Raw genomic sequence first — 12,359 nt, 5'->3', positions numbered from 1 at the left:
TCGGTTATCCCCGTTGGCGCCAGGTTACGAGCCCGATTCCGGAGAGTGCGAGCACGGCGAGGACGCCGACGATCGATCCGAAGCCGCCGCCGTCGTCGTTCTCGCCGTCGACGACGTCGATCGGATGCTGATACGTATCCGAGACGACCGTCTCGCCTCGCTCCGTATCGTACTGGAAGTCCAGTTCGATCGGATGCGTCTCGACTGCGGCGGTGTCCGCAGCGGAGATGTCGAACGGAATCTCGGCCGACTCGCCGGGCTCGAGTTCGGCGACGAACGCCTCGTCGTTATCGGTCGCGAGATCGCTTCCGGTGTACAACATCGCGTCGATGTTCGACAGCGTCTGGGACCGTTCGTTGGTGATCTCGAGCAGGAGGTCGTCGGTCTCGCCCTGTCTGACGGTGGTGTCGACCCCGTCGATCGAGAACTCGTCGACCTGGCCGTCGACGACGACGCGTTCCGAATGAGGGCCGTCCTGGAGCGGCGTCTCGTCGCCACCGGTGTACTCGACGTGGAACTGCAGCTGGCGAGCGCCCGCGTCGGCTTGCCCGCTTACGTCAGTCGAGTAGTCGAACGCGGCCGTCTCGCCCGGTTTCAGCTCCGGCAGAGCGTAGTGGGTATCCTCGACGAACAGCGAGTCGCTCATCGGCTCGACGACGAGCACCGCGTCGTCGATCGTCCGCGGCCCCTCGTTGCGAACGTCGCCCTCGACCGTGCCGGCTGCGCCGACCGAGAGATCGGCCTCGAGCTTCTCGATGGCGAACGACTGCTCGCCTGCGGGTGCGAGACTCGCCGTTTCGGGTTCGGCCGTCTGCTGGACGCCGTTTCCGTCCCGATAGGTGAACTCGAGGTCGAGTGGCTTCTCGCCGGCACTGACGTCGTCGCTGATCTGGGCCGAGACGATCGCCGTCGCCGACTCGCCAGGATCGAGGTCGCCGAGGACCTCTTCGGCCGTCCCGCCGTCGACGACGACGCCGCCACCGGCGGTGATCGTGGTCCGCGTCTCGGTTGCGGGTTCGGTGCCGGTGTTCGTGATCTCGATTTCGGCGTCACCGCTTGCGCCGGGCTCGACGGCCGTCGAGACGTCTGTCACGTCGAATCGAGGTTCGTCCGGAACCTCGACGGTGACGTCGTGGGTCTCGGTCTCGCTCTGGCGGTCGACGCTGCCGTCGCTCGAGACCTGCCAGACGTGCGTGTAACTGACCTCGACGGTGACGTCGTACTCGCCGGGCTCGATGTCTTTGGGGACGCTCACCGGGAGGGGCGCCTCGCTGACGCTGCCGTCCTGGACGGGACCGATAGCGATCTCGTCGGTCTCCGCCTCGAACGGACCGGCGTCCTCGAGTTCGACGGTGACGGCAGTCGCGTCGGTGACGCGGCTATCCGAGCCCGTGATGACGGTGCCGTCGTTGCGGATCTCGAAGGCGAGTTCGTCGATCGTCCCCGGTGTGACCTCGTCGTCGGGCAGGTGGACGGAGAGGTCGGGTTCACCGCGGTCTAGCGATCCACTCGCGGTCGAGGACTGGGACCGGTCCTCAGCAAACACACCGACCGGGACCACCATCGCACTCACGGTCAGTACCACGACGAATACGACCACGGCGAGCCGTCGACGAATCACGGGGACCACCACGCACGCGGGACGTCTCCAAGCGACCGCGCCACCACTGGACCGACTCGACTCGAGTCGGCAGTGCTGGCGGGAGGGCAGTCTGTCATTAGCTAGACCGGTGTACGATCCGGTTATAAATTTTGTGTCTGAACAGTCAGTCAGTCCGAGACGAGCGCGCGATGGCACGCTCGACCGCGGGCGTCCGGCGCCGGTGATTCGGCGTCGGGACGCGACCAGTAATCTGATCGTACGCACGCATCGGGGGCGCGAAAAACGAGCCACGGTCCCTACTCGGTAGCTGGCCCCCACGACGCGACACGCCGACCTCGAGTGGTCGTCTCGTCGATCAGTGTCGACGCTAACGGCTCGTTACCGGGCGTATATTATCGTTGCGATACCCCCTCTTTCTGGGGGTCGTTTCGCTTCGAAATCGGCAACCGGCTCGAGACGTGCTCTCGTCGGTATATTCCCATTAACTCATTTCAGATTGCCGAAAATACGCTAACACAAAACTTATGCCGAGCCTGGAAATAGATTCAGATACCCCTACCCGGAAGGTCGAGTCGGAAGACGATGACCTGACAGTGGAGTGCTGGAATCGCCTCCAGTGAATAGCTCGCTAACTAATCGAAATCAAACACTAACATAACAAATGACAGACAACACGACTTATCGCGAAAAGGGACGCGCAGTGTTCCTGGCCGCGCTTATGGTCATGTCCGTTGTCGCCATGTCCGCAGCGTTCGCGGGCGGCGCAGCGGCGACCGCTCCTGCGGACCCTGACGACGACGGTCCGACGGTGAGCGACCCAGCTGAATTGGATCCCGTTTGGGCAGGACAAGTAGTCACGATTAACGACGCTCACGAGGACGTTGATCTCGAGGGCGTCTCGGGTATCGAGGTCCACGAGGGCCTCTCCTCGTCAGATACTGATTCGGACACGCGTGAGACCACTCTCCGCATTGAGGAGAACGAAACCACTGGTCTCCACGAGGCAGAACTCGACACTACTGAACTCAAGATCGACGAACCGTACCACTTGGTCGCTGACGAGAGTACGGGACTCGACGAGGTCGAGTTCTGGGTTGAAGAAGAAGACCTCGACGTTGAGTTCGACAGCAGCACCGTCAACGAAGATGACGAAGACGCCGTTGTCGAATTCGAGTCCGACCGTGACGAGCAGTGGGTGAACGTCACTGCGGACGATCTCGATTACGACGAGCTCGAAGAGCTCTTCGAGAACGAGTTCGACAACATCGAAGTGGATGACGACGACGACGTCGTCTCCCTGCTCGTCGGTGACGACCAGTACGAGGGTGACGACGAGTTCGAATTCGACGCCGAATTCACCAACGCTGACATCGACACCGGCGAGTACGAGTTCACCTTCAACGTCACTGACTCCTTCGCAGAGGACACCGCCTCGGTTACGGTGACCGACGACGATGCTGACTGGGAGTTCGTTGACGTCGACTCCGTCAGCGAAGGTGACATCGCGAACATCACGTTCACCGCCGAGGAGTCCGACGAAGCGACGCTCGTCCTCGGTGACGCGGACGACGGCTACGTCTCCGCGGTCTCCGTCTACGATCTCGACGAACTCGACGACGACGAAGTTGTCGTCCAGTTCAACGCTCACACGTCGACCTGGGTCCTCCCAGACGACTACGATGATGCGGAGATCTCCGACGAATACATCCCGGAGGATGCAGATGAAAACCTCCTCGACGGTGACGACACCGAGTCCCTCCCTGCGTACAACTGGGACCTGTCTGTCGGTGAACTAGAGAGTACCGAGGACGTTGACGCTCAGGCTTACTTCGACGACGCCTGGGATGCTGACGAAGAAGAATTCGAGTGGGAAACTGAAGGCGACCGTGACCGCCTCGTCGTTGGCGACCGCGCTGACTTCAGCGACGTCAACGTCTACACGGCACCTGAAGACGAATCCGTTAGCGACTTCGAAGACTACCAGGAAGCGATGGAAGATGGTCTGATCACGGAGACCAGCGAGATCGCTGACGACGACGGTGTCTTCATCGAAGTCGAGGACTTCGGTGCTGACGGCATGATCGACGAGCTCGCAGAGTACGACGTTGACGAGCTCTACGATGAGGAAGGCATCGTCGTTGAGCTGGAAGGCGACGATGACGGTCCGTTCGACGATGAGTACACGTGGGCCACCAACAACAGTGTCGACGACCACGGTGACGAAGAACTCGCCCTCTCGCTCGTCACTGACGACGAGGACGACTACGAAGGCAACCTGATCTTCGAAGTCACCGAGGGTATCACCGAGGACGACACTGACTCGATCGAAGGTACGTTCATCGTCAACTACAACAGCGACTACGTTGACGAAGACGACGATGACGATATCGAACTCGAGTTCGCGTACGATCTCAACGAGCGCGAGGTCGAGTGGGACGACTCCGCTGACCAGATCGAAGCCGTTGACGGCGCAACCGTGACGGGTACGACGACGGTCGCACCCGGTACGGAGCTCCCGGCTGACATCGACTCGCCGTCTGACGAAGGTGGCTTCGTCGACACCACGGACGCTGTCGTCGAAGCGAACGAGGACGGCAACAACGTCTTCACGGCCGAGTTCGACCTCGGTGACGAGCAGTCCGGCGTCTACGCTGACCTGCTCGTCGAAGACTCCCTCGATGAAGATGACGACGAAATCGAGACGCTGCTCGTCGACGGTGACGAGCCTGTCGACGACGATGAGGGTCTCGACGTTAACGTCGACGTCGACGACATCGAGGAAGGCGAAACCGCTGAGTTCGACACCACGGTCACCAACAACGACGCCGACGAAGTGACCACGACGGTCGAACTCGAGATCGCCGGCTCGGTCTACGACGCTGACCTGACGGTCGACGGTGACGACTCCGCAACGGTCACCTTCGAAGTCGACGGCCTTGACGCTGACAGCTACGACTGGAAGGTCACTGCCGACGACGCCACCGATGAGGGTACGCTGACCGTCACCGAGAAGGATGACGGCGACGACGACGCACCCGTCGACGATGACGACGACGCAGCTGACGACGACGCAGCTGACGACGACGATGACGACGAAGCCGACGATGACGGTACGCCCGGCTTCGGTGTCGCTGTCGCCATCTCGGCTCTGATCGGCGCCGCCATGCTGGCGCTCCGCCGTCAGAACTAACTGACGCACGCAGCTTCCGAACCACCGGACTTCGTCCGGCTTTCGACGCACATTCCATTTCTTTCGACCGCTACACCGACCAGCGACAGCTGTAGCGTCCGAAATCTCAGCGAGCGTCGATCGGATACAAAAGCAGCGCGTCGAGGCGAACCTATTCGTCGCCCTCGAGGGCACTCGCCTCGAGGTCACCGTCGAGATACGCACGTCCCTTCTCGGTGATCTCGTAATACCCTGCGTCGTCGATGTTCGTGAGCAGGCCGTGGGACTCGAGTTCGCCCAATCGCTGGCGAACGGTCGAGTAGCCGATCTCGTGGCCGTGTCGATTCAGATTTCGGTAGAGTGGCTTTGCTGGAAGCTCGAGGTCGTGCTCTGCGAGGAACTCGAGGATGAGTCCGTCTTTCAGTGACATCCACTCTGGCCGGGGTCGCATTCGGCGCAGTTGTCCCACCGACGCACATTAACTTGAATTGGTTCGTCGATTTGATAGCGTATACTGTATCCAATAATAGCGTAAATACGCTAATCTATAAATACACAGGAGCTGGTAGTGTACTGCACGGACGTGACGCTTCCGACCCCCAACGCAGCGACCACAGTCGCGAGTCCCCAGGAGAGTTTGCGGCCGCTCGATGGATTCTCGACACGCTCCAACACCGCTTTTCGACTCGTCAGTTCGAGTCGGGGTCCTCGAGGGCACTCGCCTCGAGGTCACCGTCGAGATACGAACTGCCACGATCCGTCAGCCGGTAGTAGCCGCGTTTTTCGTCGGTTTTTTCGAGTAATCCCGCATCCGAGAGCACGTTCATGCGGCGAGAAATCGTGTTCTGACTCCGATCTAACACGGCGAGTTCCTCGACGAGGTTGTACCAGACTGCAGTCGGTGGTAACGCGATCCGGTGGCCCGTCTCGGTCTCGAGTTCCTGTAGGTACTCGAGGATCGCGTCGTCGGCTTCGTTCATCCAGGCGACACGGGCCCGCATACCCCGCAGGTCGACTGTGTAGTGATTAACTGCAACGGATCGAGCGCTGTTTGAGGTATATACTCCACATACGGAACAAATACACTAGAAATTAAGTACCTGGGGCCGTGACTTCGCATCACGGAAGCTACACGTGGGTCCGAAGCCAGCGAGTCATACTGTTGGACAGCACGATTCGACGATCGTCACGCGACTGCGGCCGTCCCGACGGTGACGGCCGCGCGTTCGCGACCGCCGGCTCACTGACTGCTGGCCGACAGTATCAGCAACAGCGGATCGATCTAGAGACACCGAGTCCGCGAGGGGCTTCCGTCACACCCTCCAGAAGCCATGTCGAACGACGATTCACGGGATCGAAACGCTCCCGACCGACAGGACGAACCGACTACTCGAGACCGACCTATCGAAACCCGCCTCGAGCGACTCGACGCTCTGACCCGGGCGCTCCTCGCGGACATCCAGCATCCGACGGGGACGGCCTTCGAGGAGACGACCGCCCGAACCCGACAGCAGGCCCGCAGGCACGTCCTCGAGATCCGCGCGCAGGCGAGCCAGCTGGGGGTTCGTGTCGTCGGCCCGGACGCGGCGATCCCCTATCGGCCGGACGACCGCGAGGGGAGGACGAACGATGGTTAACGCCGACCGCCCGCTGTGCTTTTCGACTCTCGAGGACAGGACCGACCGAATTCGACGTCGAGGCCCGGTTCGACGACCTCGCGTCCTGAGTCGAGTCGTGGGGAAGTCAACGGTCGCGTGCCATGCGCTCGTAGCCGTCTGACGGCCGCTTATCGCGCGCTTGCGTCCGCTGCGTAGCCACGGCCAACAAAAGGAACGAAAACGTTGTACTCGCTCTACAGACGCCTCGGGTGGAACCGGTCGCGTCACCGAGACCGGACGCCACTACGTAATCGGCGCGACAGCGGTACAGCGCAGTCCGTCTCAGTCGTCGGCCGCTGCGGTTTTGGCCTCTTCGGCGCCAGAGTCGGCGCGCTCGACGTCCTCTAAGTACTCGTCGGCGTCGAGTGCCGCCTTCGAGCCCATGCCGGCCGCGGTGACGGCCTGCTGGTAGTGGTAGTCGACGACGTCGCCGGCACCGAAGATACCGGGGACGTCGGTCTCGGTCTGGCCACCGCCCGAGCCGCCCTGGGTCCGGAGGTAGCCTTCGTCGTCCATCTCGACGCCGGTGTCCTCGAGGTAGGCCGTATTGGGCGTGTGGCCGATCGCGAGGAAGACGGCGCCGACGTCGAACTCGAACTCGTTGGTCTCGGGGTCGTCCAGTCGATCCGTGGGATGGCCCATCTCGTTTTCGACGAGCGTGACGTGGTCGACGCCGTCCTTCTGGGAGCCGTGGACCTCGATCAGTTCGGTGTTTTTCATGATCTCGATCTCGCCGTCCTCGACCTTTTCGTGGACGCGGTCGATCCAGTGATCCTCCGCGCGGAACTCCTCGCGGCGGTGGGCGATGTAGACGGTGTCGGCGAACTTCGTGAGGAAGGTCGCTTCCTCCATGGCGGCGTCGCCGCCACCGACGACGAGCATATCCTCGCCACGGAAGAAGGCGCCGTCACAGGTCGCACACGTCGAGAGACCGTAGCCCATCAGTTCGTCCTCGCCGGGAATGCCAAGCGTCCGAGCGCTGGCCCCGGAGGCCGCGATCACGGCGTCGGCAGTGTAGACGTCGCCGTTTTTCAACTCGACGCGGAACGGCCGCGTCGAGTCGTCGACCGACTCGATGACGCCGTTTTTGAGGTCGGCACCGAACTTCCGAGCCTGCTCTTTCATGTTGTTGACCAGTTCGGGGCCGCTGATCCCCTCGGGGAAGCCGGGGTAGTTGGCGACGTCGGTCGTCAGCGTGAGCTGGCCGCCGGGCTCGTCGCCTTCGATGACCAGCGGATCGTTGTTCGAACGACCGGCGTAGATCGCCGCAGTGAGGCCGGCGATCCCCGTGCCGGCGATGAGCAGCGGTCGGTGTTCGACGATCTCCTCGCCGCCGTCGGTCGCCAGCCCGAGTTTCTCGTCGAGTTCACCCGTCTCGTCGAGGGCGCTCGTATCGTCCCAGCCGCCGACGAGTTCGTCGTCGATGAAGACCTCGGGAGCGGTCTTGCGTCCGTCTGCGCGGTCGACCATCTCCTCGAACAGCTCGTCGTCGCCGGAGACGTTGTACTCCTCGTACTCGACGCCCTTGCTGTCGAAGAGATCCTTGGCCTTCTCGCAGTACGGACACTCGTCTTTCGTATAGATCTCGACGCGTGGCTGGTCGCTCATGTCCCTGTATATGGGAGACGGGGTGTATACGACTTGTGTTCCCTGCAGAACGATGGGGACGTTCCGGACGATATCGAGCGCGGACGGGTCGACGACTTTACGAACGGGCCCGCGGACACTCCGATATGGCTGCACAACTCGAGGAGAAGACGGATCGCTACGGGGAACTGCTCGCGGAGGCCCTCGAGGCGGCGTCGATCGCGCCGCCGGCGGGGACCCCGATGGCCGAGGCGGCCGAGGAGTGTTACGAGATGGCGACTTCGTATCTCGAGGACGGCCGCCACTTCCGCGAGGAGGACGACCTCGTCAACGCGTTGGCGTCGTTTTCCTACGGGCACGCGTGGCTCGATGCAGGGGCCCGCGTCGGCCTCTTCGACGTGCCGACCGAGGGACATCTCTTTACGGTTTGAGCCGAGGCCGCTCGAGGCGTCGGTCGAAACTGCCGATCCGACCGGTTCGATCGTTGAACAGTTCGGATAGCGATGCCAATCTGTATGGACACCACGCTTCTGTAATGGGAGCGTATAGACGTACGTAGGTGGTACTCACGTGCACCGAGCGACACCCACCGCCCTTGATACGTTTCCCACGACGGTCGGTCGGCGACTCGTCCGGGCGCCGCCGAGGACGCGGACCGAAATGATTAATAAGTATATATCCGAAACATATATAACAGGAAACCCGGTTAGTTTATACGGTAGGCGAAACACTTATATGCGTTACGGCCTTACTCTATGTTAGCTGAGGCGACCGGGTTTCTTCTGGTTCCCCCACCCGGGAGTCCCGAGTAACGCACCCGATACGAGTCCGATACACCATGACAGACACCACCATCAGAACCTACGAAGGCGAGACCGAAGAGGAAAAAACGACCGAACAGGCCGGAGAGAAAGAGCAATGCCCCGAGTGTGGCGGCCGGCTCATCTCCGACACCGAACACGCCGAGACGGTCTGTGACGACTGTGGCCTCGTCGTCGAAGAAGACGAGATCGACCGCGGCCCAGAGTGGCGTGCGTTCGACGCCGCCGAGAAAGACGAGAAGTCGCGTGTCGGCGCTCCGACGACGAAGATGATGCACGACCAGGGGCTGTCGACGAACATCGGCTGGCAGGACAAAGACGCCTACGGCCGGGCGCTCTCGAGTCGCCAGCGCCAGAAGATGCAGCGCCTGCGCACCTGGAACGAGCGGTTCCGCACGCGTGACTCCAAGGAGCGCAACCTCAAACAGGCGCTGGGCGAGATCGACCGGATGGCCTCCGCGCTCGGGCTGCCGGAGAACGTCCGCGAGACCGCAAGCGTCATCTACCGTCGCGCACTCGAGGAGGACCTGCTCCCTGGCCGATCGATCGAGGGCGTCGCGACAGCGTCGCTGTACGCCGCCGCCCGCCAGGCCGGCACGCCGCGCAGTCTCGACGAAATCTCGGCGGTCAGCCGCGTCGAGAAGATGGAGCTGACCCGAACCTATCGGTACATCATCCGGGAACTCGGCCTCGAGGTCAAGCCGGCCGACCCCGAACACTACGTCCCGCGGTTCGTCAGCGACCTCGATCTCTCGGACGAGACCGAGCGGATGGCCCGCGAACTGCTCGAGTCGGCCCGCCAGGAAGGCGTCCACAGCGGCAAGTCGCCGGTCGGCCTCGCGGCCGCCGCCGTCTACGCCGCCGCCCTGCTGACCAACGAGAAGGTGACCCAAAACGACGTCAGCGAGGTCGCCAGCATCTCCGAGGTCACGATCCGCAACCGCTACAAGGAACTACTCGAGGCTTCGGACACGGCGGCCCCTGCGTAAGGAGACGTTTCTGGCCCTGTCATCGGCGGTATCGGTGCGACTGCGGGCGGACGTTTCCCGACGGAACGAGCGACAACACTTTTGAGGTGCGGTGTGAAATGACGTACCATGGATGAAACGACCGTGCAACTGTTGTGTCCAGAATGTGCGAAGGATTGGCAGCTTTCTCCGGGTAAACTTCCTGCAGCCGCCGATATGTTTCACTGTCCGAACTGCCATGCCACCCGGCGAATGGCAGAGTTCACTCGAACGGATCGTGACCTCCAGACGCTGAAACAGCTCGGGTAGCGACGGCTCGTTCCTCGTTTTTGTCGACGTTTCGATTGGCCGACCGGTAATATCGATATTCCGCCGGCCGTTTCGACGCGCATACCAGCAGTAGCGACGGTTTACCTCTCGAGAGTGTGACTTTCGAAACCTGAGACGAAAGCACGGATTATTCTGGAAATACCGTCTTACAGGCACTCCCTGCGGTCGGTTTCGGATCGATACAGCAGGCGTGCTCGAGTTCTTCGACCGTGATATCCCGGGTTTCCGACACAGGGTGCGTGCTAACGCAACTCAAGATAATAATATAACCCTGCAGTGGATAGGAATGCATGGTTATGAAGAAGCAGGAGCTCATTCACCTTCACGGCCTTCTCGCGGAGGTATCGAACCAGTGTGCGGAGTGGGAAGACTGTCAGATCGACCTCGAGGAGTACGAGTCGCTCGGTATTCGACCGACGTCGATTCACAAGTCGAAAACAGATCATAAGGCTGCCGTTTTTGCACTCGCCGGCGGGATCACAACGAACATGCGTGAGGGCGAGCAGGAAGCAGTCGCCGCTACTGCAGACTGAGGAACTCGTCGACTCCTTCGGCTACTACTGCTACTGACTGGCGAGACTCGTCGTTTCGACTCCCCTGTTGCGGTTCTTGCCGCCGTCCCCGTCCGGGTGGGATCGGGTCGGCGATTTCACTGCTGTTTCGCTTCGTTTCGACTGTTTCACCGAGTCGGGAACGACCGAAAAACGGTGGTTCGATCGGGATTATTCGACGAGGTCCTCGAACTCGGGGAGGATCTCCTCGTCGTCGGACTCATCGCTCCCCTCGGCCGAGGTCTCATCGCGTTCCGACGACTCTCGGTCGTTCGTCGACTCCGTCTCCGACTCCGACTCCGACTCGTCTTCGATCTCTTCTTCCTCGAGTTCCTCGACCTGTTTGACCTCGAGGGGGATGTTCTCGAGTCGCTGCCCGATCTCCTTGCGCGCGATCCGCGAGGCGTGTTCCTCGCGCTCGACGTTGAAGACGGTCATCTCCAACTCGAGTGCGACCAGTGCCTCGTCGGCCGCGATGAAGGCGGGCGGCAGCTCTTCCCCGGATGGGGAGGTGCGCTCGCCCATGTTGATCTCGACGTAGTTCAAATCAGGGTTCAACATCTCGCCCGTCTTCGAAATGGCGATGCGAATCGCCTCGTCTGGCGTCTCAACGTCGAACACCGGCACGGCGGCTTCGACGACAACCCTGCAGTTCATACACTGGTATTGTTTCGCATCCAGTATGAAAGTTCGCCTCGTTAGAACGGACTCACGGGCTGGCAGACAGGTTCGATCCGCCGTCGAAACGCGACCGCCGACGCCACCCGAACGGGGCTTCGAAAGGCAAAAGCCCGCGCCGTCGAAGCCTCCCACGAATGGAAACCGGGACGATTCCTCTCGGCGAACTCTCCGGCGGGCTCGACCTGTATCGAACCCTCGAGAGCGGCCAGAGCTACCTCTGGCGACGCAGCGACGGCGAGATGTACAGCGGAACGCCCGCACCCGAGGCGTGGTATCACACCGTCGTCGACGGCGAGGTCGTCCGCGTCCGCCAGACCGAGGACGCCCTCGAGTGGGCGGCGACGACCGACGCCGACGCCCTCGTTCGCAGGCTGTTGTGTCTCGAGGACGACCTCGAGGCGATCGTCGAGAACGCACCCGACGACCCCCTACTGACGGAGGCGTACGCGGCCCACCGCGGAATGCGTCTGGTCGACGATCCGCCCTTCGGCTGTCTGATCGCCTTTATCTGCTCGACGCAGATGCGGGTGAGCCGCATTCACACGATGGTCTCGACGTTGGCCCGCGAGTACGGCGAGCCGGTCGATTTCGACGGTGAGACCTATCACGCGTTCCCGACGCCGGCGGAGTTGGCGGCTGCGACCGAAGCCGAACTGCGCGATCTCGGTCTCGGCTACCGTGCCCCGTACGTCGTCCGGACGGCAGAGATGGTCGCGAGCGGGGAGGCCCACCCAGCCGACGCACGCGACCTCGAGTACGAGGCCGCACGCGACTATCTCTCCCAGTTCGTCGGCGTCGGCGACAAGGTCGCCGACTGCGTGTTGTTGTTCTCGCTGGGCTTCGACGAGGCCGTCCCGCTCGATACCTGGCTCAAGTCGGCCGTCGAGGAGTACTATCCCGACTGTGATCGGGGTTCCTACGCCGCCACCTCACGGGCGATCCGCGAGCGACTGGGCGGGGAGTATGCCGGCTACGCCCAGACGTACATCTT

General features: G+C 62.0%; 12 protein-coding genes. 7 read left to right on the top strand and 5 right to left on the bottom strand.

Annotation, left to right across the window (positions count from 1 at the left end; all coding sequences use genetic code 11):
* Positions 1–4 precede the first annotated feature (4 nt).
* The gene (locus tag RBH26_RS02485; RefSeq protein ID WP_306756945.1) at positions 5–1,564 is read right to left on the bottom strand and encodes a hypothetical protein; all 1,560 of its coding nucleotides are present in this window, start codon (positions 1,562–1,564) and stop codon (positions 5–7) included.
* A 700-nt stretch (positions 1,565–2,264) separates the two neighbouring features.
* Between RBH26_RS02485 and RBH26_RS02480 the strand changes: the two genes are divergently transcribed.
* A complete protein-coding gene (locus RBH26_RS02480) occupies positions 2,265–4,793 on the top strand; it encodes a BGTF surface domain-containing protein (RefSeq protein ID WP_306756334.1) in 2,529 nt (842 codons plus the stop codon).
* A 151-nt stretch (positions 4,794–4,944) separates the two neighbouring features.
* Here the strand turns inward: RBH26_RS02480 and RBH26_RS02475 are convergent, their stop codons facing one another.
* Both RBH26_RS02475 and RBH26_RS02470 read right to left on the bottom strand, forming a co-directional pair.
* Positions 4,945–5,202 carry a winged-helix domain-containing protein gene (locus RBH26_RS02475; RefSeq protein WP_306756333.1) on the bottom strand — a complete coding sequence of 86 codons (258 nt, stop codon included), beginning with the start codon at positions 5,200–5,202 and terminating at the stop codon, positions 4,945–4,947.
* A 259-nt stretch (positions 5,203–5,461) separates the two neighbouring features.
* The gene (locus tag RBH26_RS02470) at positions 5,462–5,773 is read right to left on the bottom strand and encodes a winged helix-turn-helix domain-containing protein (RefSeq protein WP_306756332.1); all 312 of its coding nucleotides are present in this window, start codon (positions 5,771–5,773) and stop codon (positions 5,462–5,464) included.
* A 330-nt stretch (positions 5,774–6,103) separates the two neighbouring features.
* Here RBH26_RS02470 and RBH26_RS02465 point away from each other — a divergent pair, with 330 nt between their 5' ends.
* Positions 6,104–6,409, top strand: a complete 306-nt coding sequence (locus RBH26_RS02465; RefSeq protein ID WP_306756330.1) for a hypothetical protein — start codon at positions 6,104–6,106, stop codon at positions 6,407–6,409.
* Between the two features lie 303 nt (positions 6,410–6,712).
* Here the strand turns inward: RBH26_RS02465 and grxC are convergent, their stop codons facing one another.
* Entirely contained in the window at positions 6,713–8,038 is a 1,326-nt protein-coding gene (gene grxC / locus RBH26_RS02460; protein WP_306756329.1) for a glutaredoxin 3, read from the bottom strand.
* A 125-nt stretch (positions 8,039–8,163) separates the two neighbouring features.
* Here grxC and RBH26_RS02455 point away from each other — a divergent pair, with 125 nt between their 5' ends.
* The 4 genes from RBH26_RS02455 to RBH26_RS02440 all read left to right on the top strand — a co-directional run bounded on the left by RBH26_RS02455 (position 8,164) and on the right by RBH26_RS02440 (position 10,669).
* A complete protein-coding gene (locus RBH26_RS02455) occupies positions 8,164–8,448 on the top strand; it encodes a DUF357 domain-containing protein (RefSeq protein WP_306756327.1) in 285 nt (94 codons plus the stop codon).
* 407 nt (positions 8,449–8,855) lie between these two features.
* Positions 8,856–9,827: a transcription initiation factor IIB gene (locus tag RBH26_RS02450; RefSeq protein ID WP_306756326.1), complete on the top strand. Its 972-nt coding sequence runs from the start codon at positions 8,856–8,858 to the stop codon at positions 9,825–9,827.
* A gap of 108 nt (positions 9,828–9,935) precedes the next feature.
* Complete coding sequence (locus RBH26_RS02445; protein ID WP_306756325.1) at positions 9,936–10,115, top strand: hypothetical protein; 180 nt, start codon at positions 9,936–9,938, stop codon at positions 10,113–10,115.
* Between the two features lie 317 nt (positions 10,116–10,432).
* The gene (locus RBH26_RS02440) at positions 10,433–10,669 is read left to right on the top strand and encodes a UPF0058 family protein (RefSeq protein WP_306756944.1); all 237 of its coding nucleotides are present in this window, start codon (positions 10,433–10,435) and stop codon (positions 10,667–10,669) included.
* Positions 10,670–10,858: 189 nt separating this feature from the next.
* Here RBH26_RS02440 and RBH26_RS02435 read toward each other — a convergent pair whose 3' ends face one another.
* The gene (locus RBH26_RS02435) at positions 10,859–11,344 is read right to left on the bottom strand and encodes a DUF555 domain-containing protein (RefSeq protein WP_306756324.1); all 486 of its coding nucleotides are present in this window, start codon (positions 11,342–11,344) and stop codon (positions 10,859–10,861) included.
* Positions 11,345–11,502: 158 nt separating this feature from the next.
* On the opposite strand from RBH26_RS02435, the gene RBH26_RS02430 reads away from it, so the two are divergent.
* Positions 11,503–12,359, top strand: an 857-nt coding sequence (locus RBH26_RS02430; protein WP_306756322.1) for a DNA glycosylase, incomplete at its 3' end; no start/stop codon positions are given.

It is taken from the genome of Natronolimnohabitans sp. A-GB9 (assembly GCF_030848565.1).
GTDB lineage: Archaea > Halobacteriota > Halobacteria > Halobacteriales > Natrialbaceae > Natronolimnohabitans.
The sequence above is the reverse complement of the archived record's forward strand: the minus strand, read 5'-3'. Positions and strand labels throughout refer to the sequence as shown.

Bases quoted from the DNA above. Each gene is read 5' to 3' on its own strand.
- RBH26_RS02485 (WP_306756945.1), bottom strand. From the start codon at position 1,564: ATGGTGGTCCCGGTCGGTGTGTTTGCTGAGGACCGGTCCCAGTCCTCG.
- RBH26_RS02480 (WP_306756334.1), top strand. From the start codon at position 2,265: ATGACAGACAACACGACTTATCGCGAAAAGGGACGCGCAGTGTTCCTG.
- RBH26_RS02475 (WP_306756333.1), bottom strand. From the start codon at position 5,202: ATGTCACTGAAAGACGGACTCATCCTCGAGTTCCTCGCAGAGCACGAC.
- RBH26_RS02470 (WP_306756332.1), bottom strand. From the start codon at position 5,773: ATGCGGGCCCGTGTCGCCTGGATGAACGAAGCCGACGACGCGATCCTC.
- RBH26_RS02465 (WP_306756330.1), top strand. From the start codon at position 6,104: ATGTCGAACGACGATTCACGGGATCGAAACGCTCCCGACCGACAGGAC.
- grxC (WP_306756329.1), bottom strand. From the start codon at position 8,038: ATGAGCGACCAGCCACGCGTCGAGATCTATACGAAAGACGAGTGTCCG.
- RBH26_RS02455 (WP_306756327.1), top strand. From the start codon at position 8,164: ATGGCTGCACAACTCGAGGAGAAGACGGATCGCTACGGGGAACTGCTC.
- RBH26_RS02450 (WP_306756326.1), top strand. From the start codon at position 8,856: ATGACAGACACCACCATCAGAACCTACGAAGGCGAGACCGAAGAGGAA.
- RBH26_RS02445 (WP_306756325.1), top strand. From the start codon at position 9,936: ATGGATGAAACGACCGTGCAACTGTTGTGTCCAGAATGTGCGAAGGAT.
- RBH26_RS02440 (WP_306756944.1), top strand. From the start codon at position 10,433: ATGAAGAAGCAGGAGCTCATTCACCTTCACGGCCTTCTCGCGGAGGTA.
- RBH26_RS02435 (WP_306756324.1), bottom strand. From the start codon at position 11,344: ATGAACTGCAGGGTTGTCGTCGAAGCCGCCGTGCCGGTGTTCGACGTT.